Raw genomic sequence first — 26622 nt, 5'->3', positions numbered from 1 at the left:
CAATCTAGCGTGACAGGAGGCACGGGTGCGGTCGCGATCGGCAGCCAGCAAACTGCCAATGGCAATGGCGCCGTTGCAATCGGCGACCCGAACAGCGCGACTGGCACTGGTGCTGTAGCTGTCGGTGCCAACAATTCAGCGAACGGCACCGGCGCGATCGCACTCGGCAATGCCAATTCCTCGACTGGTATTGGCGCGGTCGGAATCGGCAGCACCAATTCCGTGACGGGCGCGGGTTCGGTCGGAATCGGCAGCACCAATTCCGTGACGGGCGCGGGTTCGGTCGGAATCGGCAGCAGCGCCACGGCGGCTATCGCGGGTTCGACTGCGATCGGCGCCTCTGCGGTTGCGGGGGGGGCGTCGGCACCTGCCTCTGCTTTTGGTAGCGGAAGTTCCGCGACGGCGAATTATGCTACTGCGGTTGGTGTCAATGCTAGCGCGGCTGGCGCAGCCAGCGTGGCGCTTGGCGTGGCGACGGCAAGCGCGGTCCAGAGCGTTGCAATCGGCCAACAATCCACGGCATCCCAGGTCGGAAATATTTCGATCGGTTCGTTTGCGACGGCCAGCGGCAACCAAACAGCGGTCGCGTTGGGCTACAAATCGACCGCTTCGGCCGGCAACGCGATGGCCCTCGGCTTCAAGTCAACAGCCGACGTGGCAAACTCCGTCGCCCTCGGCGGCAGCTCGGCGACGATTGGTACGGCAGACACGGCGACCGGCGGCACCAGTTCGATAACCTCCGCCACCATCGGAGGCCAGACGTTCGGCAACTTCGCCGGCGCAAGTGCGGCCAACGGCGTCGTCAGCGTCGGCACCGAGGGCAACGAGCGTCGCATCCAGAACGTCGCAGCAGGCCTCGTCACGGCAACCAGCACCGACGCGATCAACGGCAGCCAGCTCTACGCGGTTGCAAGCACGACGACGTCGAACATCACGAGCCTGTCGACGTCGGCATCGACGGGTCTATCGTCGGCCAATAGCTCGATCTCGTCGCTGTCGACGTCCACGTCCACGGGCATCAGCTCGCTGTCGACCGGCTTGTCGTCAACCAACAGTAGCGTAACGTCACTGTCGACGTCGACGTCTACTGCGATCAACGCGGCGAAGACGCACTACTACAGCGTGAACGACAACGGCACGCAGCAAGGGAACTACGCCAACGACGGCGCGACGGGTATCAACGCGCTGGCGGCCGGGACGAACGCGACGGCGGCAGGTGCAAGCGCGGTCGCGGTCGGCGACGGCTCGAATGGCAGCGCGGCCGGCTCGGTTGCGCTTGGTCAAAACGCGTCGGCGAGCAACGCGAACAGTGTTGCGCTGGGTTCGAATTCGGTGACGGCGGCGGCCAATCCGACGGCGACCGGCACGATCGGCGGCGTGACGTACAACTATGCGGGTACGACGCCGGCGAGCGTGGTGAGCGTGGGCGCGCCTGGCGCGGAACGTCAGATCACGAACGTGGCTGCCGGTCAGGTGACGGCAACGAGCACGGACGCGATCAACGGTTCGCAGCTGTTTGCGACGAACACGGCGATCAACAGTCTGTCGACCTCGACGTCGACGGGTCTGTCGAGCGCGACGAGTTCGATCGGATCGTTGTCGACGTCGACTTCGACGGGGTTGTCCAGCGCCAACAGCTCGGTGGCTTCGCTGTCGACCTCGACATCGACCGGCCTGTCGTCGGCCAACAGCTCGATTACGTCGTTGTCGACCTCGACGTCGACGGGCCTGTCGAGCGCGACGAGTTCGATCACGTCGCTGTCCACGTCCACTTCGACCGGCATCGGTTCGCTGTCGACGGGTCTGTCATCGACGAACAGCAGCGTAACGTCGCTGTCGACGTCGACATCGACGGCAATCAACGCGGCGAAGACGCACTACTACAGCGTGAACGACAACGGCACGCAGCAAGGGAACTACGCCAACGACGGCGCGACGGGTATCAACGCGCTGGCGGCCGGGACGAACGCGACGGCGGCAGGTGCAAGCGCGGTCGCGGTCGGCGACGGCTCGAATGGCAGCGCGGCCGGCTCGGTTGCGCTTGGTCAAAACGCGTCGGCGAGCAACGCGAACAGTGTTGCGCTGGGTTCGAATTCGGTGACGGCGGCGGCCAATCCGACGGCGACCGGCACGATCGGCGGCGTGACGTACAACTATGCGGGTACGACGCCGGCGAGCGTGGTGAGCGTGGGCGCGCCTGGCGCGGAACGTCAGATCACGAACGTGGCTGCCGGTCAGGTGACGGCAACGAGCACGGACGCGATCAACGGTTCGCAGCTGTTTGCGACGAACACGGCGATCAACAGTCTGTCGACCTCGACGTCGACGGGTCTGTCGAGCGCGACGAGTTCGATCGGATCGTTGTCGACGTCGACTTCGACGGGGTTGTCCAGCGCCAACAGCTCGGTGGCTTCGCTGTCGACCTCGACATCGACCGGCCTGTCGTCGGCCAACAGCTCGATTACGTCGTTGTCGACCTCGACGTCGACGGGCCTGTCGAGCGCGACGAGTTCGATCACGTCGCTGTCCACGTCCACTTCGACCGGCATCGGTTCGCTGTCGACGGGTCTGTCATCGACGAACAGCAGCGTAACGTCGCTGTCGACGTCGACGTCGACGGCAATCAACGCGGCGAAGACGCACTACTACAGCGTGAACGACAACGGCACGCAGCAAGGGAACTACGCCAACGACGGCGCGACGGGCATCAACGCACTTGCGGCCGGGACGAACGCAACAGCGGCGGGTGCTAGCTCGGTTGCCGTGGGCGACGGCGCGAACGCGAATTCGGGCGGAGCGGTGGCCATCGGCCAGAACGCAATGGCGACGGGTGGCCAGGCCGTGTCGATCGGTGTGGGCAACACGGCGAGCGGCGACGGTGCGGTGGCGATCGGCGACCCGAACGTTGCGACGGGCACGGGCGCGGTGGCGATGGGTGCGAACAACACCGCCAACGGGCAAGGTGCAGTGTCGCTGGGCAATGCGAACACGTCGACCGGTCAGGGCTCCGTTGCGCTGGGCAACACGTCGACGGCGAACGGTGTCGGTTCGATCGCGCTGGGTTCGAGCGCGGTGGCAAACAACGCGAACGACGTCGCACTGGGATCGAACTCGGTGACGGCGGCAGCCAATCCGACGGCGACCGGCACGATTGGCGGCGTGACGTACAACTATGCGGGTACGACGCCGGCGAGCGTGGTGAGCGTAGGGGCACCGGGCGCGGAACGTCAGATCACGAACGTGGCTGCCGGTCAGGTGACGGCAACGAGCACGGACGCGATCAACGGTTCGCAGCTGTTTGCGACGAACACGGCGATCAACAGTCTGTCGACTTCGACGTCGACGGGCCTGTCGAGTGCGACGAGTTCGATCGGATCGCTGTCGACCTCGACATCGACCGGCCTGTCGTCGGCCAACAGCTCGATTACGTCGTTGTCGACCTCGACGTCGACGGGCCTGTCGAGCGCGACGAGTTCGATCACGTCGCTGTCCACGTCCACTTCGACCGGCATCGGTTCGCTGTCGACGGGTCTGTCATCGACGAACAGCAGCGTAACGTCGCTGTCGACGTCGACATCGACGGCAATCAACGCGGCGAAGACGCACTACTACAGCGTGAACGACAACGGCACGCAGCAAGGGAACTACGCCAACGACGGCGCGACGGGTATCAACGCGCTGGCGGCCGGGACGAACGCGACGGCGGCAGGTGCAAGCGCGGTCGCGGTCGGCGACGGCTCGAATGGCAGCGCGGCCGGCTCGGTTGCGCTTGGTCAAAACGCGTCGGCGAGCAACGCGAACAGTGTTGCGCTGGGTTCGAATTCGGTGACGGCGGCGGCCAATCCGACGGCGACCGGCACGATCGGCGGCGTGACGTACAACTATGCGGGTACGACGCCGGCGAGCGTGGTGAGCGTGGGCGCGCCTGGCGCGGAACGTCAGATCACGAACGTGGCTGCCGGTCAGGTGACGGCGACGAGCACGGACGCGATCAACGGTTCGCAGCTGTTTGCGACGAACACGGCGATCAACAGTCTGTCGACCTCGACGTCGACAGGCCTGTCGAGCGCGACGAGTTCGATCGGATCGCTGTCCACGGGCTTGTCGTCGACGAACAGCAATGTCGCGTCGCTGTCGACGTCAACGTCGACCGGCATCGGTTCATTGTCGACCGGCCTGTCGTCGACGAACAGCAGCGTGGCCTCCCTGTCGACGTCGACGTCGACGGCGGTCAATGCGGCGAAGACGCACTACTACAGCGTGAACGACAACGGCACGCAGCAAGGGAACTACGCCAACGACGGCGCGGCGGGTATCAACGCGCTGGCGGCCGGGACGAACGCGACGGCGGCAGGTGCAAGCGCGGTCGCGGTCGGCGACGGCTCGAATGGCAGCGCGGCCGGCTCGGTTGCGCTTGGTCAAAACGCGTCGGCGAGCAACGCGAACAGTGTTGCGCTGGGTTCGAATTCGGTGACGGCGGCGGCCAATCCGACGGCGACCGGCACGATCGGCGGCGTGACGTACAACTATGCGGGTACGACGCCGGCGAGCGTGGTGAGCGTGGGCGCGCCTGGCGCGGAACGTCAGATCACGAACGTGGCTGCCGGTCAGGTGACGGCGACGAGCACGGACGCGATCAACGGTTCGCAGCTGTTTGCGACGAACACGGCGATCAACAGTCTGTCGACCTCGACGTCGACAGGCCTGTCGAGCGCGACGAGTTCGATCGGATCGCTGTCCACGGGCTTGTCGTCGACGAACAGCAATGTCGCGTCGCTGTCGACGTCAACGTCGACCGGCATCGGTTCATTGTCGACCGGCCTGTCGTCGACGAACAGCAGCGTGGCCTCCCTGTCGACGTCGACGTCGACGGCGGTCAATGCGGCGAAGACGCACTACTACAGCGTGAACGACAACGGCACGCAGCAAGGGAACTACGCCAACGACGGCGCGACGGGTATCAACGCGCTGGCGGCCGGGACGAACGCAACAGCGGCGGGTGCTAGCTCGGTTGCCGTGGGCGACGGCGCGAACGCGAATTCGGGCGGAGCGGTGGCCATCGGCCAGAACGCAATGGCGACGGGTGGCCAGGCCGTGTCGATCGGTGTGGGCAACACGGCGAGCGGCGACGGTGCGGTGGCGATCGGCGACCCGAACGTTGCGACGGGCACGGGCGCGGTGGCGATGGGTGCGAACAACACCGCCAACGGGCAAGGTGCAGTGTCGCTGGGCAATGCGAACACGTCGACCGGTCAGGGCTCCGTTGCGCTGGGCAACACGTCGACGGCGAACGGTGTCGGCTCGATCGCGCTGGGTTCGAGCGCGGTGGCAAACAACGCGAACGACGTCGCACTCGGTTCGAACTCGGTGACGGCGGCGCCGAACCCGACGTCGTCGTCCACGATCGGAGGCACGACATACACGTTTGCCGGTGCGGCGCCGACGAGCGTGGTGAGCGTAGGGGCACCGGGCGCGGAACGTCAGATCACGAACGTGGCTGCCGGTCAGGTGACGGCGGCGAGCACGGACGCGGTCAATGGTTCCCAGTTGTTCGCGACGAACACGGCGATCAACAGTCTGTCGACTTCGACGTCGACGGGCCTGTCGAGTGCGACGAGTTCGATCGGATCGCTGTCCACGTCGACGTCGACCGGAATCAACTCGCTGTCGACTGGCTTGTCGTCGACAGCCAGCAGTGTCACGTCCTTGTCGACCTCGACATCGACGGGCCTGTCGAGCGCGACGAGTTCGATCGGATCGCTGTCCACGTCGACGTCGACCGGAATCAGCTCGCTGTCGACGGGTTTGTCGTCGACAGCCAGTAGTGTCACGTCCTTGTCGACCTCGACATCGACGGGCCTGTCGAGCGCGACGAGTTCGATTACGTCACTGTCCACGTCGACCTCGTCGAGTATCAGTTCGCTGTCGACTTCGACGTCGACCGCGATCAACGGGGCGAAGACGCACTATTACAGCGTGAACGACAACGGCACCCAGCAGGGCAACTACGCCAACGACGGCGCGACGGGCATCAACGCGCTGGCAGCCGGGACGAACGCAACAGCGGCGGGCGTAAGCTCGGTTGCCGTGGGCGACGGTGCGAACAGTAGCGCGGCGGGTTCGGTTGCGATCGGTCAGAACGCGACGGCGAGTATCGCGAACAGTGTTGCGCTGGGTTCGAACTCGGTGACGGCGGCGGCCAATCCGACGGCATCGGGCGTGATCAATGGCGTGACGTACAACTATGCTGGCGCGACGCCGACGAGCGTGGTGAGCGTGGGCGCGCCGGGTGCGGAGCGCCAGATCACGAACGTCGCTGCAGGCCGCGTGTCGGCCACGAGTACGGATGCCGTGAACGGCTCGCAGCTGTACGCGACCAATCAGGCGGTCGACAATCTCGGCAATACGGTCAACAACATCGAGAACGGCGGCGGGATCAAGTACTTCCACGCGAACTCTACGTTGCCGGACAGCCAAGCGCTCGGCACCGACAGCGTGGCGATCGGTCCGAACGCGATCGCGACCAATGCGGGCGACGTTGCGCTGGGCGCCGGTTCCGTGACTGCCGCGGCCAATCCGACCGCGTCGGGAACGATCGGCGGCGTGACGTACAACTATGCGGGTGCGACGCCGACGAGCGTGGTGAGCGTGGGTGCACCGGGTGCAGAACGCCAGCTCACGAACGTGGCGGCGGGACGCGTATCGTCGACCAGCACGGATGCCGTCAACGGATCGCAGCTCAATACGGCGTTCCAGGCAATCAACAGCCTGTCGACGTCGACGATGTCGACCATTTCGTCGCTGTCGACCAGCCAGGGCGGGGACAGCGCATTGATCACGTCGCTGTCGACGAGTATCAGCCGGCTGTCGACGACGACCATCGCGAACGGGTCGCACTACTACAGCGTCAACGACGGTAGCACGCCGCAGGGCAACTATGACAACAGCGGCGCGACTGGCTCGAACGCAATGGCACTCGGCCCGAATGCTGCTGCGTCCGGCGCGAACGCGCTGGCGCTTGGCACCGGTGCGAACGCCAGCGCGGATGGCGGCACCGTGATCGGCGCGAATGCATTGGCGTCGGGTAGGAACGCCACTGCAATTGGATCCAATGCCGTTGCGTCGGCGGCAGGTTCTGTCGCGCTGGGTGCCAATTCGGTGGCGAGCGAAGCCAACACGGTATCGGTCGGTGCGCCGGGTAGCGAACGGCGCATCACCAACGTCGCGCCGGGTGTCAATCCAACCGATGCGGTGAACGTGTCGCAACTGGGAGCGGTCCAGCAGGACGTCAACAACGTTGCGCGCAAGGCTTACGCCGGTGTCGCGGCCGCCACTGCGTTGACGATGATTCCGGAAGTGGATGCGGGCAAGACGCTCGCGATCGGGATCGGCGGAGCAAGCTACCAGGGCTATAGCGCGGTCGCAGTCGGCTTCACCGCACGGCTGTCGGAGAACCTGAAGCTGAAGGGCGGCGTAAGCGGCAGCAGCGCCGGTTATACCTACGGCGCGGGGATTGGCTATCAGTGGTGACGCACGCGGCGGTGCGCCGGACCCGACAAGGCCGCGCGCACCGCCGATCGACATGCACATCTTTACTGCGAAAAGTACTACGTTTGAAAGGTTCCATCATGTCTACTACAAGAACTGGATTGTTGCTCATCGCTGCGTTGCTTGCCGGTTGCACGGCAGCCTCGGGCCCCACCTACAATGCGTATTCGGTGGCCTTGCCCGACGGAGCGCAGGCATACCGCGTCACCTGCCACGGCCTGCTGGAAGGGCCGGGCGCCTGCCGCAAGGAGGCGGCGTCGATCTGCAAGGATCAGCCCGTAACGATGCTCGAAGCCCAATCCGGGCTGGGGGCGATGTCCGGCGGTCAACCTGATGACCGTTCCATTCTGTTCCGCTGCGGTGCGCCAGCGGTCGCGGCCGTCCCGCCAGTCGTGATCGCACCACCTGCCGTGACCGTTCTGGACGCCGATGCGAATTTCGATACGGATCGTGCCGACCTGAAGCCGATCGCGCGCACGCGGCTGGACCAATTGATCGCAGCATCGCGCGGGACGACGATTCGCACCGTGACGGTAAGCGGATATACGGACTCGGTCGGATCTGACGACTACAACATCGGTCTTTCGGAGCGACGCGCAAGCGCCGTCGGCACTTATTTGCAGGAACACGGGCTGAAGGCCGAGCGGTTCGTCAGCCGCGGATACGGCAAGGCGGATCCGGTGGATTCGAACGACACGGTGGCGGGACGGGCGCATAACCGGCGCGTCGAGGTGCGGATCGATATCGACCGGCAATAGGCAAATAGCGTTTCCCGACGGCTCGTCAGTTGTCACCCGGTCACTCCCCCCGTAGTGCACCGGCGGGACGAGTGGTCGTGGCGGGCCGTCGCGTCATCGTGACGGCCTTTTTTCAAAACTGACAATCCCGGGCGGCGGCGAAGCGGGGCTCGTGCGTAGCCCAGTTAGTCGGGAATATCAGGCAGGACGACACGAAACATGGCAATCAACGGAGTGGTCGCGTATTTGGGCGCAGTGCTGGCCGGGTGCGCAGCAATGGCAGCGGGGGGAGTTGCGGCGCAGGAAATGGCGCAGCCGAGAGCCAACGTGCTCGCGCAGTCGGCACAGACGGTCGGCGTTCGGCGCTGCTATGCGGCGGTCGACCAGGTCTCGTCCCGCATGCTGGCAGGCACGCGTCGCGCCGACGTCGCGCTGGACTGGGATCGTCACGATGCGGACGGCGAGCCGTTTTTTGCGATCGCCGGTCTCGAGTATCCAGACTCCTCCGCTGCGCTGTCGCTGACGATGGTGCCGGAGACGAAGGGGGGGTGCACGATTCTCGTCGAGCGCATGTCGAGCGCGCCGATGTCGTGTAAGGCGGTTGCAGCGTCGGAGTTGCGTGACTACAAGGGGACACCGCTGGTGAAAGCGGTGACCGTCTACGCGAATCCCGGTCGGCCGCGCGAGACCGTCACGCTGGTGGATACACCGCCCGCATGCCTGATCATCAGGCGACAGGTTCAGTTTCGATGGGGCGCGCCCCAATAACGAGAGCGACACCAACGCATCTGCATTGCCGGCGGGCGGCGCACGCGCCAAGAATGAAAGTCTCAAGGAACATGTCATGAAGTCCTATAGCGAACTGCTGGAGCAATTGGAGCGGTTGAGAAAGGAGATCGATATTGCGCGCGAGCACGAGGCTCGGCGTATTGCACAACGCGTGCTCGAACTGCTCGAGGAAAGTGGGGTGGATGTGCGACAACTGTCGACACGATCGGCGCAGGAGCTACGACGGGGCGTCAGACCCAAACCGAAATATTGGAACCCGGACACCGGTGCGACCTGGTCGGGACGCGGTCGCAGGCCGCGCTGGTTGGTCGGCGACAACCTCGACCGTTTCCTGATTCGGTTGCCGGACGACCGCGTGGATTCCAAGTCGTGAGCGCATTGAATATATGAAATAAAAATGACAATAAAATTGAGCCAGTACAGCAAGGAAACGCTTTATCGAGCCGTCTGGGTATTTCCGAAAGATTGCATTGGTGTTTACCTGCATGCGGAGAGCAGGGATGTTGCGTGTCGGAAACTAGCGGTTCTTTCCAGCTTTATTCTGGATTGCCAGTCGGAAGTAGTGGATGTCGCATCGGTCGACTCGTACGAGGAGCTGGTTGACAACGGAATCAGCGAGGACCCGGAACTGCGCATCTTCGAATTGTCCGGTCGCAATCATCAAGTAACTGGATGGATAGAATGCCCGTTGTTCGTGAGCACAGACCAATCGCTGCTTGGTAAATGGATATCACTCAACGTCGGCAGGGCAATGTCAGCCGCAATTGGCCTGAAGTGATAGGTTCGGTGAGCTGCGGTGAAGGGAATTTGTAAAATCGTGGAGAAATGATGAAAATTTTTTAATTTGGTTGAGGAGGCACTTTTATTGCAAAAAAAAATGCACTTTCAACATTGGTGGTATTTAATTTCGATATTGCACCGATAATCTACAATTCACGGGTGCTTGATTGTGCTGGAAGTTGGCCACGTCCGATTGTGAGTTGAATTGCTTTGCACACCCTGCCGTCCATGAGCCTGAGAGACATTTGCGGCGTCCGACAGGGGCACTCCATGAAAATCGGCTATGCGCGTGTATCGACGGAAGAACAGCACTTGGATTTGCAGTTATCGGCGTTGAAGCACTACGGGTGCATGGAAATTTTTTCCGATCGAGGCATTTCCGGCGCCTCTTTCGACCGACCCGGTTTGCGTGATGCGCTGAATCTTGCGACAGTCGGCAACACGCTGGTCGTCTGGCGTCTGGATCGACTAGGCCGCTCGTTGAGCCACCTGCTTACGGTGGTCGGCAGTCTGGGAGATGCGGGCGTCGAATTTGTGTCGCTCACGGAGAGCATTGATACGCGCTCGCCGGTCGGCCGTTTTACCTTCCACATGATTGCTGCGCTCGCCGAGTTCGAGCGCTCACTGATCAGCGAGCGAACACGGGCCGGTCTCGTGAGCGCGCGGCAGCGTGGCAGCAAGCCGGGACGCCCCCATGCACTATCGCCCGTTGAGCGCGACCAGGCTCGTGTGCTGCTTGCAACGCACTCGGAGGCCGAGGTGGCCGATCTTCTTCAGGTTCACCTAAGAACGTTGCGCCGCCATCTGAACAATGATCGGCGCACGGATGGTGCTTCGCCTGCCGGCTGAGGCATGGGCTTTCCCGCGATTGATTGGGGGTGTTGCTAGCGATTCCGATCCGCGTTGTCAAACGCATTTGAAATCTGAGCCACTTCGCGCCTGATCGCGCAAAGTAAAACTGAGCCAGTCGTTACCTCTTCGGTGACGAAACGTGGCCAGCTTAGCGTTGCTGTTTCAGTCTGTAGCTGTCCCCTTTGATCTGGATGATGTGGGCGTGATGCAGGATGCGGTCGAGCATAGCTGCAGCCAGTGTGGTGTTGCCGCCGAAGGTTTCATCCCACTGCGCAAACGGCAGGTTGCTGGTCAGGATCATCGAGCCGCGCTTGTAGCGCTTGGCGACGATCTGGAAGAAGTGGCTAGCCTGATCCCCCGAGAGCGGTAGATAACAAGGCGTTCGATACGCGCCTCGAGTTCCGGAATACGCTGGCGTGATTGTCTTGCCCTGCGGCGTGACGCCCTGGCGTTCCATCTGAAGTTGCCGCACCCAGCGGCGGAGCACCGTCTCGCCGACGCCGACCGAGCGGCTTGCTTCCATATGGCTATAGCCCTGGCCGAGCACCAGACAGGCGGCTTGCTGTTTGAACTCCGGGGAAAACGTACGACGTTGCTTGCTCATCAGACGCCTCTTCATGGCGAGCATTTTCGCCTAAATCAGTGTCCGGATTCATTTGACCACTACATGCGGGCGCTGGAGGCTTCCGCGATCACGGGGCTATGCAAAGGCTTGCGACGTGGATCGGTTTGGATCAGCCATAGTTTGTCGTTCCATGCCCGCGACCAACTACTGATTCCGCAGGCGCGGTGTGAATGTGAGCGCGACCGGCATCTGCCTTCACTTTGCTTGCCCCACAAGGCTAAGCCATTCCTGGCCCGGCTGACAAAGCACCTCAAGGCAAGATTGTCGGCGCTCGAGGCGGTACCCAACGGCAATATGTGCCGGAAGTCGGTACAATTTACATCGTCGTGCCGAGTAGCGGTAAATAGTGCTGATCTTGCGTTGGATTATAAATGTGCAGTTTTTATTTAATTATGGCAGTTCTATTTAATAAATCGAACCGTATTTTATGTGACAGAAAGGACTATTTTGTCGTTAGTTTTATTTGGTGGTGTGGCTCTGGTGGGCAGAAATATTCTTGATTTTTATGAATTTGACTTGCGCTGTGTGGCGGCGGCGGATTATATTGACGTACCTTGGGTAGAGTACTAATTCTTGCGAGGATATTCATCTGAAGATCTACTGGTTGCGGCGAAGCCGAATTGGCCCGTGGCAAGTCCGGCGCGTGTCGGATCGATTCTGGGTGTGTTGGTGAATTTTTGGTGGAAGGCCTTGCCGGATAAGGTCGAGCGGCGAAGCTCCCCGGGCCTCTGTCAGTTTGTCCGCTGCCATACAACGCTTTCCTGAGAGGGATGCTTGCTCGTCAATGGAAGTAAATTCCATGGATTATAAACCTTCAGATTATATTGCCTCGTGTGGTTGATGTTCTCGGTTTATATGTGCTGCAGTAGGTGGAGTGTCGCGAGGTTCATTCTATTGCGATCGATATCGTTTTGGTCTCGAAGTGAAATAAGGCTGTTGTGGTAATTGGGAGATGATGCCGTGGACGTGGGAGCGTTGATAGAAGGTGCGCCCGAGCCTGATGTTCTGGACTTTGACGAGGATTTCATTCAGGTCGATGCGGCCATTTGCGAATACGATTCGGTCGGAAATTCACCGCAACGCAAAGGCGAAAGCACATTTCAATGGGTTTCGATAGAAAGCGCCTGCATTGGTCTTTTGAACAAGGCCAATGATATTCGGGTGGCGATCTGGCACCTGAGGGCCTGCATGGCGAGGCGAGGCGTCGCCGGGTTGGCCGAGGGTACCAAGCGCCTTGCCGCCATCATGAGCCTGCCTGCCGAGGATATCCACCCTCGGGCTCAGCCTGGCGAGTCGTCTGGCGAGATCCAGGCACTTCATCTGGGCTGGATCGCGGGGGCGCAATTCCTTCATCAGATCGGCAACGTCCGTCTCGACGGGCAGGATGTTACGTTGGACGCGCTGGCACATGGAGATGCCGAAGTTACTCTGTGGGATCAGGGTTACAAAGAAAAAACATTTTATGTTTTGCGCGATATTAAGGATTCCTTTAAAAAAATAGAGGAATCCGTATCGTCAGAACGGCACAGCGTTGATGTTTCGAGAGTCCTGAATTTGCTTGACAGGGTGCTTGAGAAGCTTGGTTCAACGGGGGGGGAGTCGACGTCGGTCACCGATTCGCCGACTCGAAGCGGTGGCGCGAGCGATGGGGATTTCAATGCCCGATCCGTGATGTCGACGAGAGAAGATGTGGCGGTGGCCTTGGAACGCATCGCCGAGTATTTTCGTGTTCACGAACCAGGTCATCCCGCGCCGATTTTCTTGTCACGGATCCAGCGCATGCTGGGTGCGGGGTTCGAGGAACTGATGGCGGAACTTTATCCAGACGGCACGGCGCTGGCAGCTCAGCTCGGAGGGCCGGCCGGCTCGGCCAAGTAAATCAGATGTCTTATTGAGGAGGTGGCAGCCATGGTGCGTCAGAAGGACGGGCAAAAATTCATCGGGGAGAGTCGTGCGCCTCGAGTACAAATCGAGTACGACGTCGAGATTTACGGATCGCAGAAAAAGGTCGAGCTTCCTTTCGTCGCGGGCGTGATGGCGGATCTGTCGGGCGACAACGTGGAGCCGCTGGGTCCGGTCGAGGATCGCCGGTTCGCCGAAATCGACGTGGAGAACTTCGATGAACGAATGGCGCAGATCGCGCCTTCGCTGAGTTATCACGTGAAAAACGTGCTGACTGACGACGGGACGGTGATCCCGATCGATCTGACGTTTACTTCGATGGATTCGTTCGAGCCGGCCGAGGTCGTGAAGCGCATTCCGGAGCTGTCGACCCTGCTCGAGGCGCGCAATCGTCTGAAGGAACTTCTGACCTACATGGACGGAAAGGCGGCGGCCGAGGATCTGATTCAAGAATTGCTCAAGAATCCGAAATGGGTGGCTGCGGAAGTCGCCAACTCCGAGCCCCCCCCTTCGGACGCCCCTTCCGGCGACCCGGTACCGAATCAGGAGGCGAAATGAGCACGCTCAGCCAGCAGCATGCGCCGGTGGCCGAACGCGTCGTCGTAGACGGCGATCTGAAGGACATTCTCCGCCGTTCGTTCCGGCCGAGGACCAGCGAGGCGGCCGAGGCGGTTCAGAGTGCGGTCGAAACGCTGCTGACGTATGCACGTCGAAGCAGGGTGGTGGTTCGAGAGGACGTTGCGCAGACGATCGAGCAACTGGTTGCGGAACTGGACAAGAAAATCTCCGACCAGTTGACCGAGGTGCTGCATAACACGCGCTTTCAGACGCTCGAGGGCGCGTGGCGAGGCCTGCATTATCTGGTATCGAATTCGGACACCAGCGAGAATCTCAAGATTCGCTACCTGAACATCTCAAAGGCAGACCTTGGTAAGACGCTGCGGCGTTTCAAGGGCGTGGTGTGGGACCAGAGCCCGATCTTCAAGATGATCTACGAACAGGAATATGGGCAATTCGGCGGCGAACCGTTCGCTTGCCTGATCGGGGACTATCAGTTCGATCACAGTGTGCAGGACGTATCGATCCTGACCGAGATATCGAAGATCTCGGCGGCGGCGCATGCCCCGTTCATCTCCGCAGCTGCCCCCGGGTTGCTGCAGATGGACAGCTGGAGCGAGCTGTCCAACCCCCGCGACGTCTCCAAGATATTCACGTCGACCGAATACGCATTCTGGCGACGTCTGCGGGAAAGCAACGATTCTCGCTATCTGGCGCTGACGTTACCGCGCTTTCTGGCGCGCGTGCCCTATGGGCCGAAGACGCAGCCGGTCGAGGAATTCGGCTTCGAGGAGAAGGTCGATCCGAATCGGGCGGAGGATTTCTGCTGGGCTAACTCCGCCTATGCGATGGGCGCAAACGTCACCCGTGCATTCAAGACTTATGGCTGGTGCACGAAGATCCGCGGTATCGAATCCGGCGGAGCGGTCGAGGTATTGCCGAAATTCATGTTGCCATCGCAGGACAGCGAGATCGAGCTGCATTGCCCGACTGAAATAGCGATCTCTGATCGCCGTGAGCACGAACTGTCGGAGTCCGGCCTGATGCCGCTCGTGTACCGGAAAAATTCCGACACCGCCGCGTTCATCGGGGCGAAGACCGTGCATCGCCCGGCGATTTATGAAGACGACAATGCGACGGCGAACGCCAACCTGTCGTCGCGCCTGCCGTACATTTTCGCGACCTGCCGTTTCGCGCACTACCTGAAGTGCATCGTCAGGGACAAGATCGGTTCGTTCAAGTCGCGCGAGGACACGCAGCGCTGGCTCAATGACTGGCTAATGAATTACGTCGACGGCGACCCGTCCATCTCGAGCGAAACTACCAAGGCGCAGCGCCCGCTGTCGGCTGCCGAGGTGGTCGTCGACGAGATCCCGGAAAACCCGGGCTATTATCGCGCGCAATTCTTCCTGCGTCCCCATTTTCAGCTGGAGGGGTTGACCGTGTCCCTTCGGCTGGTTTCGAAGCTGCCGTCGACTAGGAAGGAATCGGGAGCCTAACCGGCCACGGCCGGTCTCGTCTCCCGTTCTCGCGACGGACGACGTCTTTCGAAACGTCTCGTGATGGCATCGCAGCCGATTGCGTCACGTTGAACAGTTGCATTCACGGTGGTTGTTTGAATCTGTTTTATTAACTTAGGAGAATTAATTATGGCAAATGCTTTGGTGGATTATTTCCTGCAGATCGACGGTGTTGAAGGCGAGTCGACAGATCAGCAGTACCCGGGCCTGATCCAGATTCAGAGCTGGCAATGGGCCGAAGAAAATTCGGGCCGGTGGGGATTCGGCAGTGGTGGTGGCGCGGGCAAGGTGGAGATGAAGGATTTCGAGTTTCGGATGGTGTCGAACAAGGCCTCGCCGAAGCTGTTCCTGATGTGCGCGACGGGCGACCATATCGCGAGCGCCAAGCTGATTTGCCGCAAGTCGGGCAAGGGGCAGCAGGAATTCCTCACCATTTCGTTTGCGAGCGGCCTGGTTTCGTCGTTCCGTACGCTCGGCAACATGCCGTTTTCGCAGCTCGGCCACGGCAGTGGCGAAGTCGACAACGTGCTGCCGACGGACGAAATCAAGATCAACTTCGCCCAGATCGAGTTCGAGTACCGTGAGCAGCGCAACGACGGCACGATGGGCGCGGTGATCAAGGCAGGCTATGACCTGAAGCTGAACGCGCCGATCTAAACCGAAACGCATCTTCAATTCGAGCAAACCATGGACGTGTTGCGGCCTAGGACGTGACACGCAGGAATCCGCATGTGAGCGCGCATCCACTCTATAGCAAGCTGTCGAAGCGGTTCCGTCGCGACTCGCTCCAGGAAGTGGTTGGACATCACCTGGTCGAGTTGATGAACTGTGCATTGCGCGGCGGAAAACTCGGCGTCTCGGACAGCAGTCCGGCCGCGTATTCGGTGCTGAACTACGGCTGCCCGCCGATGCAGGCTGCGGGCACCACCCGGATCGATCCGGTGCATACCGCTTCGCACATTGGCGAAGTGATACGCCGCTTCGAGCCGCGTGTGGAGAGCACGCGAACCAGGGTGCAGCCGAGGAGCGGCGGCGCCAATCAGGCACCGCAGACGGTGTACTTCGACATCTTTACGACGGCTCGCGACGATGGCGCTGAAATCAGGGTGAGCCTCGCGCTTGACTATCTGGATGGTTTTTTCAGTTTGGTCGGCGATTGATGAACGGCGAATGATCATGAGCTTCCTGGACCATTACAACGACGAACTGCGCCAGTTGCGCGATTCGGGGACCCGTTTCTCGAAGGAGCACCCGCAAGTCGCATCGGCGCTCGGGCTGCATCCGGATGCAGTGACCGATCCGTTCGTTGAGCGGTTGCTTGAAGGTGTTGCGTACCTGTCGGCGCGGGTGCAGACGCGCCTCGATCGCGAATGCGCGGAATTTGCGCAGCAGGCGCTCGGGCGTGTCTGCCCTTTGTTCATGGCGGCTACGCCCGCGATTTCGACTTTTGCCTTTCACCCTGATCTGGATTCACCGGAAGCCTTTCGGGGCAGTGTGCTGCCGCGCGGCACGCTGGTCTCGGCACGCATGCCCGGCCGCAAGCTGCCAGTCACGTTCGCCACGGCGCGCGACGTGACGCTATTGCCATTGCGGATCTCGAAGGTCGAGTGCAGCCGGAGCGTGAACGGCTTGCCTGCGCTGCTCGCGCAGCAACTTGCGTCGTCGCAGGCGGTGCTGCATTTTCGCTTCGAGCTGGAGGGTATCGCGACGGTCGGCGAATTGGGGCGCTGCGATGCCGGTTTCGTACCGCTGCACTTGAGCCTGGCCGGCGATCTGCCGCGGGCGTACGCACTCCATCAGGCACTGCTCGCGTCCAGCGGTGCGTGGTATGCGGTTGTGCCGACCCCGCGTGGCGATGAGGTGCTGACGCTGCCGTTGTCGGGTATCCGGATGTCCGGTATCGGCGACGCCGAAGCGCTTTTGCCGCTGGACTTTGGTGGGCTTCCCGGCCTGCGCGTGTTGCGCGAGTACTTCGCACAGCCGACACGGTTGCTCGGCGTCTATCTCGATGCCCTCGCACCCGTTGCCGCGGCTGATCCCTCCGCCCGATCGTTCGAATTGTTCTTCGCGCTGAAGCAGGTGCCGAACGGCCTCGTCGGGGAAGTGGATGCGCATCAGTTCCGCCTGTTCGCGACGCCGGTGATCAATCTGTATCCGAAGCGCTTCGATCCGGTGCCATACGAACCCAATCGGACCGAGCAATGGATTCCGGTCGACCGGATGTCGCCAGCCGCCCATCACCTGTGGGGGCTGACTGAAGTGCGCGTGTGCGAAAGCAACGGTCAGTCGCACACGGCGCGCTCAGTGCTGGAGACGGGCGGATACGAGGAGGGTTGCGAGTCGATCCGCTACAGCCTCCGCCGGGAGAACGGGCTGTTTGCCGAAGGCGCGCGGCGCGACCGCTCGGACCCGCTTGCGAGCCACGACCTGATTGCCGTGTCCACGTTCAACGATACCGTCGATCTGGACGACATCGCGTCGATTGCCGGCAAGGCGCTGGTGGCAGACCGCGACTGGCGGCCGTCGGCGCTGCTGGATGCCGAGTTCAGCCTACTCGACCCGGTTGCGGTGAGGCGCATCGAATGCCTGTGGCCAGCGAGCGCGCCGCGCGGCATGCCGCCTGCCGACGCGTGCTGGGATGCAACATCGCACCTCGGCCAGAACCCGCTCGCGCTGCGCGCAGGACCGGCTCAGGACGTGACTGCGCGCGTGATCCGACAATTGCTGCTCGCGGCCGATCGCGACGATGTGCTCGACCGGCAGAGGATCGACAGTTTGCGTTCGGTTCATCTTGGGGCGCGGTTCATCGCGGCGGGCCGTTCGACGCCGCTCGCGCTGGTGCGCGCGGCGCGCGTCGAGATCGATATCGCCGAATCAGCGCACTCAGACCGCGGCGGCTGGCTGTTTGGTCGTGTGCTGGCGCAGGCGCTCGCCGAGGCCGCGACGCTCAATGACGGCGTCGAGGTGGTCGTAAAGCTCGACGGCGAAATGGCTAGCTTTCACGCGAACACGACCACGGGCGACGGGAGGCTTCAGTGAGACTGGAACGCATCAAGCGGGCACTCACGCCGAACCGCACCTTCTTCGAGCTGATGCGCCGTGTCGAGGTGCTGGAGCGCGAACGAGGGGGGGCGGTGCGGCGCACGAAGCGCAGTCCGCCGTGGCTGCGTATCGAGCAGTCGGCCGAGATGCATTTCGCGAGCACGGAAGTGGCGAGCGTGCGGATCGAACAAACCCGTCTTGTCGAGACGGACGATTACCCGCGGGTCAACATCGTCCAGCGACATTTCGGGTTGTTCGCGCCGTATGGTCCGCTGCCGCTGCATGTGACCGAGCATGCGATGCAGGAGAAGCGCTTCGAGCGCAACGCGGCATTCGAGCGCTTCGTCAACGTCGCTTGTGGCGACCTAGCGTGGCTGCATTACCTGGCGTGGTCGTCAATGCACCCTGTGCTCGGCTACGAGCGCGCGCGCAATGCGTTCGTCGAGCGGGTTACCGCACTGGCGAACGCGAATGCTCCGGCAGGCGACGACGTGGCGACGCGCCACGCGCAGGTATGCCGGCGCGCGTTCCCGGGCATCTATTGCGCGCCGCGCCGCTCGCTGGCTGACCTGCAGCGGATGCTGGCCCGCTACTTTCGCGTGCCGCTTCGGGTCACGCCGCGCCACGGGCGCTGGATTTCCGTGCCGCCAGTGTGTAGCGGCGGCCGCCGGCTCGGAGCATGGCGGCTCGGCACACGAATCTGGGACGTCCAGCACTCGATGGAGATCGTCATCGGCCCCATCGAGGCCGACGAGTTTTACCGTTGGCAACGTCGCTCGGCGGCTGCAATGGCGGTATGCGCAGTCGCGACGGATTTCGTCGACGGGATGATTGACCCGGTCATCAAGGTTCAGGTGCGCACGCGCCCAGAACTGGCCGGGAAAGTTGGACGCATGCGAATCGGCGTAGATGCATGGTCTCGACCGAATGACGCGTTGCGCACTCTAACCATCTACGAATCTTTGCGGGACTCGACGTGAATCGCGAACGTATCTTCAACTGTCTCGGCCGCACCACCTATGCGGCCCTTGTCGACGCCGCGGCGCTGGGCCGGTCGCGGCGTCACACCTTCATCGATCTCGATCACTGGGCGCTGTGCTTGCTGCAGCGCGATCAGAGCGATCTCGTGAAGCTGCTCGCCGAATGGGGGCACGACGTCGGCGAAGTGAAGCGGCGGCTGGAGAAGGCGCTCGATACGTTCGCCGCGGGCGGCGAGTCGCTGCAGGACATTTCTGCATCGCTCGAGCGTAGCGTCGGCCCGGCCGTTATCTGGAGCCAGGTCGCCGTACCGTCGGGCAAGGTGCGCTCCGGCCATTTGCTGCTCGCGTGGATGGATGATGATGTCACGCGCCGCTGGCTTCAGCAGCGTATTGCGCAAGGCATCGCGTCCGCGACGATCGACGAGATCGCGAAGCGCTACGAGGAACTGGCTTCGGGTTGGCCCGAGTCGACCGAGAGTCCGTCGCAACGCGACGACGAGCTGCGTGCCGACGGGGCGCCGTCAGGCGATGCTCTGGCGAAATGGGCGACCTGCCTGACGGATCAGGCGGCACGCGGCGAGTTGGACCCGGTCGTGGGTCGAGACGACGAATTGCGGACCGTGATCGACATCCTGTCGCGACGGCGCCAGAACAACCCGATCCTGGTCGGCGAGGCGGGCGTGGGCAAGACGGCCGTGGTCGAGGCGCTGGCACAGAAGATTCACGCGGGCGCGGTGCCGCCCGGGCTGCTGGGTGCGCAGGTGTGGGCGCTGGATTTGGCGCGTCTACAGGCGGGCGCGGGCGTACGCGGAGAATTCGAGCAGCGGCTCAAGGCCGTAATGGATGCAGTGCTGGCCGCGCCTCATCCGGTGATCCTGTTCTGCGACGAGACGCATACTCTGGTCGGCGCCGGAGGCGCGGCCGGAACTGGCGATGCCGCGAACCTGATCAAGCCGATGCTCGCTCGGGGCCAATTGCGGATGGTCGCGGCGACCACCTGGTCCGAATATAAGCAGTACATCGAGCCGGACGCCGCGCTCGTCCGGCGCTTTCAGGCGGTGCCTGTCGAGGAACCGGGCGACACCGTCGCCGTCGATATGTTGCGCACGATCGCGCCGCGCTTCGCGGAGCACCATGGCGTCCACATCGTCGATGCGGCGCTGCGCAGCGCCGTCGCGCTGTCGCGCCGTTACCTGCCGGCACGTCAACTGCCGGACAAGGCGATCAGCCTGCTGGACACGGCGTGTGCGCGGGTTGCGATGAGCCAGAGCTGCGCGCCGGCCGAACTGGAGCGGCTCGCGCAGCAGGCGTTCGCGATCGGGCAGACCCTCAGCTGGCGTGCCAACGACCGTCGGATGGGGGTGCCGACGCCGGGTGACGAAGCGGATCTGGAGGCGCGGCGCGACAGTCTCGCGCGGCAGGCTCGCACGCTCGAAGGCGTCGTCGAGACGCAGCGCGAGGAAGTGAACGCTTGGCTCGCCCGGATGCGTGAGACGTCGGCGGCGGACGTGGACGGTGACGGGGCGATGGCAGCGCGCATCAGCGCCGATCGCCGGGTGCGGCCGTGGGTTGACGAGCACGTGATCGCCGAAGTGCTGGCGGAATGGACAGGCGTGCCGGTCACTCAGCTCGCGGAAGACGAGGCGCAACGGGTCGTGGATCTCGAGCGCTTGCTTGGAGAGTGCATCCATGGTCAGGCAGGCGGCCTGCGCTCGATCGCCCACGCGCTGCACGTATCGCATTCCGGTCTTGGCGATCCACAACGGCCGCTCGGTGTGATGTTGCTCGCGGGGCCGACAGGCACGGGAAAGAGCCAGGCGGCCGCGAAGCTCGCGGAACTGCTGTTCGGCGGGGACCGCAATCTCGTGCAGTTCAACATGAACGAATTTCAGGAAGCCCATACAGTATCAACGCTTAAGGGCGCGCCTCCCGGTTATGTCGGCTACGGCAAAGGGGGGCGCTTGACCGAGGCGATCCGGAAGAAACCATACAGCGTGCTGTTGCTCGACGAGTTCGATCGCGCGCATCGGGACGTGCACGAAGTTTTCTATCAAGTGTTCGACCAGGGTTGGATGGAGGACGGCGACGGGCGCCGCATCAGCTTCCGCAACAGTTTGATCCTGCTGACCACCAATCTCGGCGATGCGGAGATCGAGGCGTCGTGCAAGGCTGATCCGGAGGTGTCGCAGGCGAAGCTCGAGGCGCTGGTACGCGAGCGGCTGCAAGGGCGCTTTTCCGCGGCGCTGCTGGCGCGGATTCAGGTCGTCGTGTTCCGGCCGCTCGATCTCGACGCGCTGACGGGCATCGCGCATCAGGCGCTCGATGAGATTGGCGAGCGGCTTGCGCAAACCGGCCTCGGTTGGCAAGTCGACGACGATGTCGCGGGCTGGATCGCGCAGGCGGTCGCGCAGCACCCGGCAAACGGACGAGCGGTGCGTGACATGCTGCGTCAGTACGTGATGCCCACTGTCGCGCGCGGCGTGCTGGCCGCCCGCGCGGAAAGTCGCACGCTACGAACGGTGCGGCTGTCGGCAACCGATAGATTGTCGCTCGCGTTCGAAGATGACGAGGACACGCAGGAGGACGCCGTGGCGGTGCCGGGTGTGGCTGAGCCGGTCGCGACCGATGACAGCGCGGAATCGCGCGACCGCGATGCGTCGATCGATGCCGGATCGGAAGGAGAGCCTGCATGCGTCTGATCGAATTGCGCAGCGACGTGCTGGACCCGAGCAGTGTCGCGCTCGCGTTGACGGTTCACGAGAACTTCTCGCAGGAGCCGTCGTATCGTCTCGACGTGCTGAGTCGCGATCCGGAGCTGGACCTGGACGCCCTGCTGGGCACGCCGCTGTTGGCCGACATCGACCTGGGCAACGGAGCGGTGCGGACTTTCAGTGCCTATGTGTTCGGTGGTTTCGACACCGGGCAGTTGAGCGGGCAGTACACGTACACGCTGGACCTGGGAAGCTGGCTGTCGTTTCTGGAAGAAAACCAGAACAGCCGGATTTTCCAAAACCTGACAGTGCCGCAGATCGTCGAGCAGGTCTTTCAGGGGCATCAGCGCACTGATTACCGCTTCGAGCTGGAAGGCGCATACGAGTCGCGCGAATACTGCGTGCAGTTCCAGGAAAGCGACCTGAACTTTGTCAAGCGCTTGCTCGAAGACGAAGGAATCTACTTCTGGGTCGAGCACGAGGCGGACCGGCACGTGGTGGTACTGTCCGACACGCAGCGCTTCGACGATCTACCGTTTCCGTACGGACAGCTTCGGTACTTGCCGGATGGCGAGGAGGCGCGGGCGATCCAGGGACGCGAGGGGATACAGCGGTTGCAGCGCACGCGCAGGGTGCGCTCGAACAACGTCGCGCTGCGGGACTTCAACTACTTGGTGCCGTCGAACCGTCTGGACAGCGATGCGCAGACGCCGCCGGAGCCGGCGTTGTCGGGCGTACAGCTGGAGTACTACGACTATGCGGCAGGCTACCAGGACGAGCAGAACGGGGAGCGTCTTGCACGGTTGAGGCTGGAGGCGTTCCAGGCCGATGCGCATGTGCTGGTCGGCGAGGCGAACGCACGTGGCATCGCGACGGGGCAGGCGTTCACGCTGGCGGGCTACCCAGCGGTCACGCGCAATCGGCGCTACTACGTGATCGGCAGCGAGCTGACGTTTATCCAGGACGGCCCGGACAGCACGTCGCAAGGGCGCAACGTTGGGGTGAAGTTCCGCGCGCTGGCCGACGACCAGCCGTACCGGCCGCTGCTCGTGACGAGGCGTCCAGAGGTACCGGGTATCCAGAGCGCGACGGTGGTGGGGCCACAGGTGTCGGAGGTGTACACCGACCGGTTGGGGCGGATCAAGGTGCATTTCCACTGGGACCGCTACAAGACGGTGGAAGCGGACGCGTCGTGCTGGATCCGCGTGTCGCAGGCGTGGGCGGGCAAGGGTTGGGGCGTGCTGGCGATGCCGCGGGTCGGGCAGGAGGTGCTGGTGACCTATGTGGACGGCGATCTCGACCGGCCGCTGGTGACGGGGATTGTCTACAACGGCGAGAATCCGACGCCGTACGATCTGCCCAAGGACGTCCGCTACACGGGACTGGTGTCGCGTTCGATCAAGCAGGCGGGCCAGCCGCAGAACGCGAGTCAGATTACGTTCGACGATCAGCATGGCGCCGAACGGGTGATGCTCCACGCCGAGCGGGACATGCAGCAAACCGTCGAGCGCAACAGCTCGACATCGATTGGCCAGGACAAGAATGTCTCCGTCAAAGGCACATCGACATCGGTGACCGGGATCTCGGTCAGCTACACGGGTATCTCGGTGTCGTACACGGGTTTGTCGGTGGGCTTCACCGGAGTGTCGTCATCGTTCACCGGGCTCAGCACATCGTTTACCGGCGTCAGTACAGGCTTTACGGGTGTCTCGACGTCGTTTGTGGGGGTATCGACAGGCTTCACCGGAACCAGTACGTCGTTCACCGGCGTGAGCACCGGTTTCACGGGCGTATCCACGTCGTTCACGGGGATGTCGACCAGCCTGACGGGATCGAGCAATTCGGTGACCGGCGTCTCGAACAGCATGACGGGTATCTCGTCGTCGTTGACGGATGTCAGTACGTCGGCGACGGGGCAGTCGCAGAGCATGACAGGCGTGTCGCTGTCATACACCGGCACGTCGACGGGCATGACCGGGACGAGCACGTCGGTGACCGGCACGTCGACCAGCATCACCGGTACGTCAATCTCGAATACAGGAACGTCGACCAGCATCACGGGTGTATCGATGTCGACGACCGGCACTTCGACGAGCGTGACGGGGGCAAGCATGTCGACGACGGGCAGCTCGGTGAGCATGACGGGTTCGAGTGTTTCGAACACGGGGAGCGATGTATCGACCACGGGCTTCAGCTATTCGTACACGGGCGCCAGTTACTCGGACACCGGTGTGGACCTGAAGAAACTCGGCATGCAGGTGAAAAACTGATGAGGGAGCCTGCATGCGTCTGATCGAATTGCGCAGCGACGTGCTGGACCCGAGCAGTGTCGCGCTCGCGTTGACGGTTCACGAGAACTTCTCGCAGGAGCCGTCGTATCGTCTCGACGTGCTGAGTCGCGATCCGGAGCTGGACCTGGACGCCCTGCTGGGCACGCCGCTGTTGGCCGACATCGACCTGGGCAACGGAGCGGTGCGGACTTTCAGTGCCTATGTGTTCGGTGGTTTCGACACCGGGCAGTTGAGCGGGCAGTACACGTACACGCTGGACCTGGGAAGCTGGCTGTCGTTTCTGGAAGAAAACCAGAACAGCCGGATTTTCCAAAACCTGACAGTGCCGCAGATCGTCGAGCAGGTCTTTCAGGGGCATCAGCGCACTGATTACCGCTTCGAGCTGGAAGGCGCATACGAGTCGCGCGAATACTGCGTGCAGTTCCAGGAAAGCGACCTGAACTTTGTCAAGCGCTTGCTCGAAGACGAAGGAATCTACTTCTGGGTCGAGCACGAGGCGGACCGGCACGTGGTGGTACTGTCCGACACGCAGCGCTTCGACGATCTACCGTTTCCGTACGGACAGCTTCGGTACTTGCCGGATGGCGAGGAGGCGCGGGCGATCCAGGGACGCGAGGGGATACAGCGGTTGCAGCGCACGCGCAGGGTGCGCTCGAACAACGTCGCGCTGCGGGACTTCAACTACTTGGTGCCGTCGAACCGTCTGGACAGCGATGCGCAGACGCCGCCGGAGCCGGCGTTGTCGGGCGTACAGCTGGAGTACTACGACTATGCGGCAGGCTACCAGGACGAGCAGAACGGGGAGCGTCTTGCACGGTTGAGGCTGGAGGCGTTCCAGGCCGATGCGCATGTGCTGGTCGGCGAGGCGAACGCACGTGGCATCGCGACGGGGCAGGCGTTCACGCTGGCGGGCTACCCAGCGGTCACGCGCAATCGGCGCTACTACGTGATCGGCAGCGAGCTGACGTTTATCCAGGACGGCCCGGACAGCACGTCGCAAGGGCGCAACGTTGGGGTGAAGTTCCGCGCGCTGGCCGACGACCAGCCGTACCGGCCGCTGCTCGTGACGAGGCGTCCAGAGGTACCGGGTATCCAGAGCGCGACGGTGGTGGGGCCACAGGTGTCGGAGGTGTACACCGACCGGTTGGGGCGGATCAAGGTGCATTTCCACTGGGACCGCTACAAGACGGTGGAAGCGGACGCGTCGTGCTGGATCCGCGTGTCGCAGGCGTGGGCGGGCAAGGGTTGGGGCGTGCTGGCGATGCCGCGGGTCGGGCAGGAGGTGCTGGTGACCTATGTGGACGGCGATCTCGACCGGCCGCTGGTGACGGGGATTGTCTACAACGGCGAGAATCCGACGCCGTACGATCTGCCCAAGGACGTCCGCTACACGGGACTGGTGTCGCGTTCGATCAAGCAGGCGGGCCAGCCGCAGAACGCGAGTCAGATTACGTTCGACGATCAGCATGGCGCCGAACGGGTGATGCTCCACGCCGAGCGGGACATGCAGCAAACCGTCGAGCGCAACAGCTCGACATCGGTTGGCCAGGACAAGAATGTCTCCGTCAAAGGCACATCGACATCGGTGACCGGGATCTCGGTCAGCTACAAGGGCATCTCGGTGTCGTACACGGGTTTGTCGGTGGGCTTCACCGGAGTGTCGTCATCGTTCACCGGGCTCAGCACATCGTTTACCGGCGTCAGTACAGGCTTTACGGGTGTCTCGACGTCGTTTGTGGGGGTATCGACAGGCTTCACCGGAACCAGTACGTCGTTCACCGGCGTGAGCACCGGTTTCAAGGGCGTATCCACGTCGTTCACGGGGATGTCGACCAGCCTGACGGGATCGAGCAATTCGGTGACCGGCGTCTCGAACAGCATGACGGGTATCTCGTCGTCGTTGACGGATGTCAGTACGTCGGCGACGGGGCAGTCGCAGAGCATGAAAGGCGTGTCGCTGTCATACACCGGCACGTCGACGGGCATGACCGGGACGAGCACGTCGGTGACCGGCACGTCGACCAGCATCACCGGTACAAAACTCTCGAATACCGGAACGTCGACTGATATGACAGGTGTGTCGACCTCGATAAAAGGGGCTGCGACAAGCGTCACCGGAATGGACATGTCGAGCACCGGAAGCAAGTTGTCCAGCACCGGATCAAACGTCTCGATCACCGGCAGCAAGATTAATCAAAAGGGTTTCAAGTATGCGTATACCGGTGCTGAATATTCGGATACCGGGATCGATCTCAAGAAACTCGGTATGCAGATAAAAAGTTGATGT

16 protein-coding genes and 3 pseudogenes are annotated in these 26622 nt (G+C 62.6%); 17 read left to right on the top strand and 2 right to left on the bottom strand.

The window, feature by feature from the left end:
• The first annotated feature begins 9 nt into the window (after positions 1-9).
• From WS51_RS32325 to WS51_RS28240, 6 genes are all read left to right on the top strand, one after another.
• Entirely contained in the window at positions 10-7530 is a 7521-nt protein-coding gene (locus WS51_RS32325) for a hemagglutinin (protein ID WP_418219706.1), read from the top strand.
• Between the two features lie 119 nt (positions 7531-7649).
• The gene (locus WS51_RS28255; RefSeq protein ID WP_335645639.1) at positions 7650-8306 is read left to right on the top strand and encodes an OmpA family protein; all 657 of its coding nucleotides are present in this window, start codon (positions 7650-7652) and stop codon (positions 8304-8306) included.
• Between the two features lie 198 nt (positions 8307-8504).
• Positions 8505-9053 (top strand): hypothetical protein, encoded by a 549-nt coding sequence (locus tag WS51_RS28250; protein ID WP_069230167.1) that lies wholly within the window; start codon positions 8505-8507, stop codon positions 9051-9053.
• A 76-nt stretch (positions 9054-9129) separates the two neighbouring features.
• The gene (locus tag WS51_RS28245) at positions 9130-9447 is read left to right on the top strand and encodes an H-NS histone family protein (RefSeq protein ID WP_060326807.1); all 318 of its coding nucleotides are present in this window, start codon (positions 9130-9132) and stop codon (positions 9445-9447) included.
• A gap of 36 nt (positions 9448-9483) precedes the next feature.
• Complete coding sequence (locus WS51_RS32320) at positions 9484-9852, top strand: hypothetical protein (protein ID WP_155773629.1); 369 nt, start codon at positions 9484-9486, stop codon at positions 9850-9852.
• Positions 9853-10124: 272 nt separating this feature from the next.
• Complete coding sequence (locus WS51_RS28240) at positions 10125-10703, top strand: recombinase family protein (RefSeq protein ID WP_069230372.1); 579 nt, start codon at positions 10125-10127, stop codon at positions 10701-10703.
• 151 nt (positions 10704-10854) lie between these two features.
• Here WS51_RS28240 and WS51_RS32315 read toward each other — a convergent pair.
• Positions 10855-11079: pseudogene (locus tag WS51_RS32315) on the bottom strand (ATP-binding protein); the annotation flags it as partial.
• Between the two features lie 2 nt (positions 11080-11081).
• Positions 11082-11310, bottom strand: a pseudogene (locus WS51_RS32310) (transposase); the annotation flags it as partial.
• Positions 11311-11373: 63 nt separating this feature from the next.
• Here WS51_RS32310 and WS51_RS33245 point away from each other — a divergent pair.
• The 11 genes and pseudogenes from WS51_RS33245 to WS51_RS28185 form a co-directional block, all read left to right on the top strand.
• Positions 11374-11607: pseudogene (locus WS51_RS33245) on the top strand (hypothetical protein); the annotation flags it as partial.
• A 690-nt stretch (positions 11608-12297) separates the two neighbouring features.
• A complete protein-coding gene (locus WS51_RS28230) occupies positions 12298-13209 on the top strand; it encodes a type VI secretion system protein TssA (protein ID WP_069230371.1) in 912 nt (303 codons plus the stop codon).
• A 30-nt stretch (positions 13210-13239) separates the two neighbouring features.
• On the top strand, positions 13240-13791 hold the full coding sequence (tssB, locus tag WS51_RS28225; RefSeq protein ID WP_069230166.1) for a type VI secretion system contractile sheath small subunit: 552 nt from the start codon (positions 13240-13242) through the stop codon (positions 13789-13791).
• Positions 13788-15290: a type VI secretion system contractile sheath large subunit gene (gene tssC, locus WS51_RS28220; RefSeq protein ID WP_069230165.1), complete on the top strand. Its 1503-nt coding sequence runs from the start codon at positions 13788-13790 to the stop codon at positions 15288-15290. The genes tssB and tssC overlap by 4 nt, the downstream gene beginning before the upstream one ends.
• 150 nt (positions 15291-15440) lie before the next feature.
• Entirely contained in the window at positions 15441-15968 is a 528-nt protein-coding gene (locus WS51_RS28215) for an Hcp family type VI secretion system effector (RefSeq protein ID WP_059504775.1), read from the top strand.
• A gap of 74 nt (positions 15969-16042) precedes the next feature.
• On the top strand, positions 16043-16471 hold the full coding sequence (locus WS51_RS28210) for a GPW/gp25 family protein (protein WP_069230164.1): 429 nt from the start codon (positions 16043-16045) through the stop codon (positions 16469-16471).
• Positions 16472-16487: 16 nt separating this feature from the next.
• Entirely contained in the window at positions 16488-18350 is a 1863-nt protein-coding gene (tssF, locus tag WS51_RS28205; protein WP_069230370.1) for a type VI secretion system baseplate subunit TssF, read from the top strand.
• A 53-nt stretch (positions 18351-18403) separates the two neighbouring features.
• Positions 18404-19333, top strand: a complete 930-nt coding sequence (locus tag WS51_RS28200) for a type VI secretion system baseplate subunit TssG (protein ID WP_069230369.1) — start codon at positions 18404-18406, stop codon at positions 19331-19333.
• Positions 19330-22032: a type VI secretion system ATPase TssH gene (tssH, locus tag WS51_RS28195; protein WP_069230163.1), complete on the top strand. Its 2703-nt coding sequence runs from the start codon at positions 19330-19332 to the stop codon at positions 22030-22032. The genes WS51_RS28200 and tssH overlap by 4 nt, the downstream gene beginning before the upstream one ends.
• Positions 22023-24314 carry a type VI secretion system Vgr family protein gene (locus WS51_RS28190; protein WP_069230162.1) on the top strand — a complete coding sequence of 764 codons (2292 nt, stop codon included), beginning with the start codon at positions 22023-22025 and terminating at the stop codon, positions 24312-24314. Before tssH ends, WS51_RS28190 begins: the two co-directional genes overlap by 10 nt.
• A 13-nt stretch (positions 24315-24327) precedes the next feature.
• Positions 24328-26619, top strand: a complete 2292-nt coding sequence (locus WS51_RS28185; RefSeq protein ID WP_069230161.1) for a type VI secretion system Vgr family protein — start codon at positions 24328-24330, stop codon at positions 26617-26619.
• The last annotated feature ends 3 nt before the right edge of the window (positions 26620-26622 follow it).

Origin of the sequence: Burkholderia territorii (assembly GCF_001718335.1) — a bacterium.
GTDB lineage: Bacteria > Pseudomonadota > Gammaproteobacteria > Burkholderiales > Burkholderiaceae > Burkholderia > Burkholderia territorii.
The sequence above is the reverse complement of the archived record's forward strand: the minus strand, read 5'-3'. Positions and strand labels throughout refer to the sequence as shown.

Excerpts from the sequence above, each read along its gene's own strand:
- WS51_RS28250 (WP_069230167.1), top strand. The coding sequence starts at position 8,505 with ATGGCAATCAACGGAGTGGTCGCGTATTTGGGCGCAGTGCTGGCCGGG.
- WS51_RS28245 (WP_060326807.1), top strand. The coding sequence starts at position 9,130 with ATGAAGTCCTATAGCGAACTGCTGGAGCAATTGGAGCGGTTGAGAAAG.
- WS51_RS28240 (WP_069230372.1), top strand. The coding sequence starts at position 10,125 with ATGAAAATCGGCTATGCGCGTGTATCGACGGAAGAACAGCACTTGGAT.
- tssB (WP_069230166.1), top strand. The coding sequence starts at position 13,240 with ATGGTGCGTCAGAAGGACGGGCAAAAATTCATCGGGGAGAGTCGTGCG.
- tssC (WP_069230165.1), top strand. The coding sequence starts at position 13,788 with ATGAGCACGCTCAGCCAGCAGCATGCGCCGGTGGCCGAACGCGTCGTC.
- WS51_RS28215 (WP_059504775.1), top strand. The coding sequence starts at position 15,441 with ATGGCAAATGCTTTGGTGGATTATTTCCTGCAGATCGACGGTGTTGAA.
- tssF (WP_069230370.1), top strand. The coding sequence starts at position 16,488 with ATGAGCTTCCTGGACCATTACAACGACGAACTGCGCCAGTTGCGCGAT.
- WS51_RS28200 (WP_069230369.1), top strand. The coding sequence starts at position 18,404 with ATGCGCCGTGTCGAGGTGCTGGAGCGCGAACGAGGGGGGGCGGTGCGG.
- WS51_RS28190 (WP_069230162.1), top strand. The coding sequence starts at position 22,023 with ATGCGTCTGATCGAATTGCGCAGCGACGTGCTGGACCCGAGCAGTGTC.
- WS51_RS28185 (WP_069230161.1), top strand. The coding sequence starts at position 24,328 with ATGCGTCTGATCGAATTGCGCAGCGACGTGCTGGACCCGAGCAGTGTC.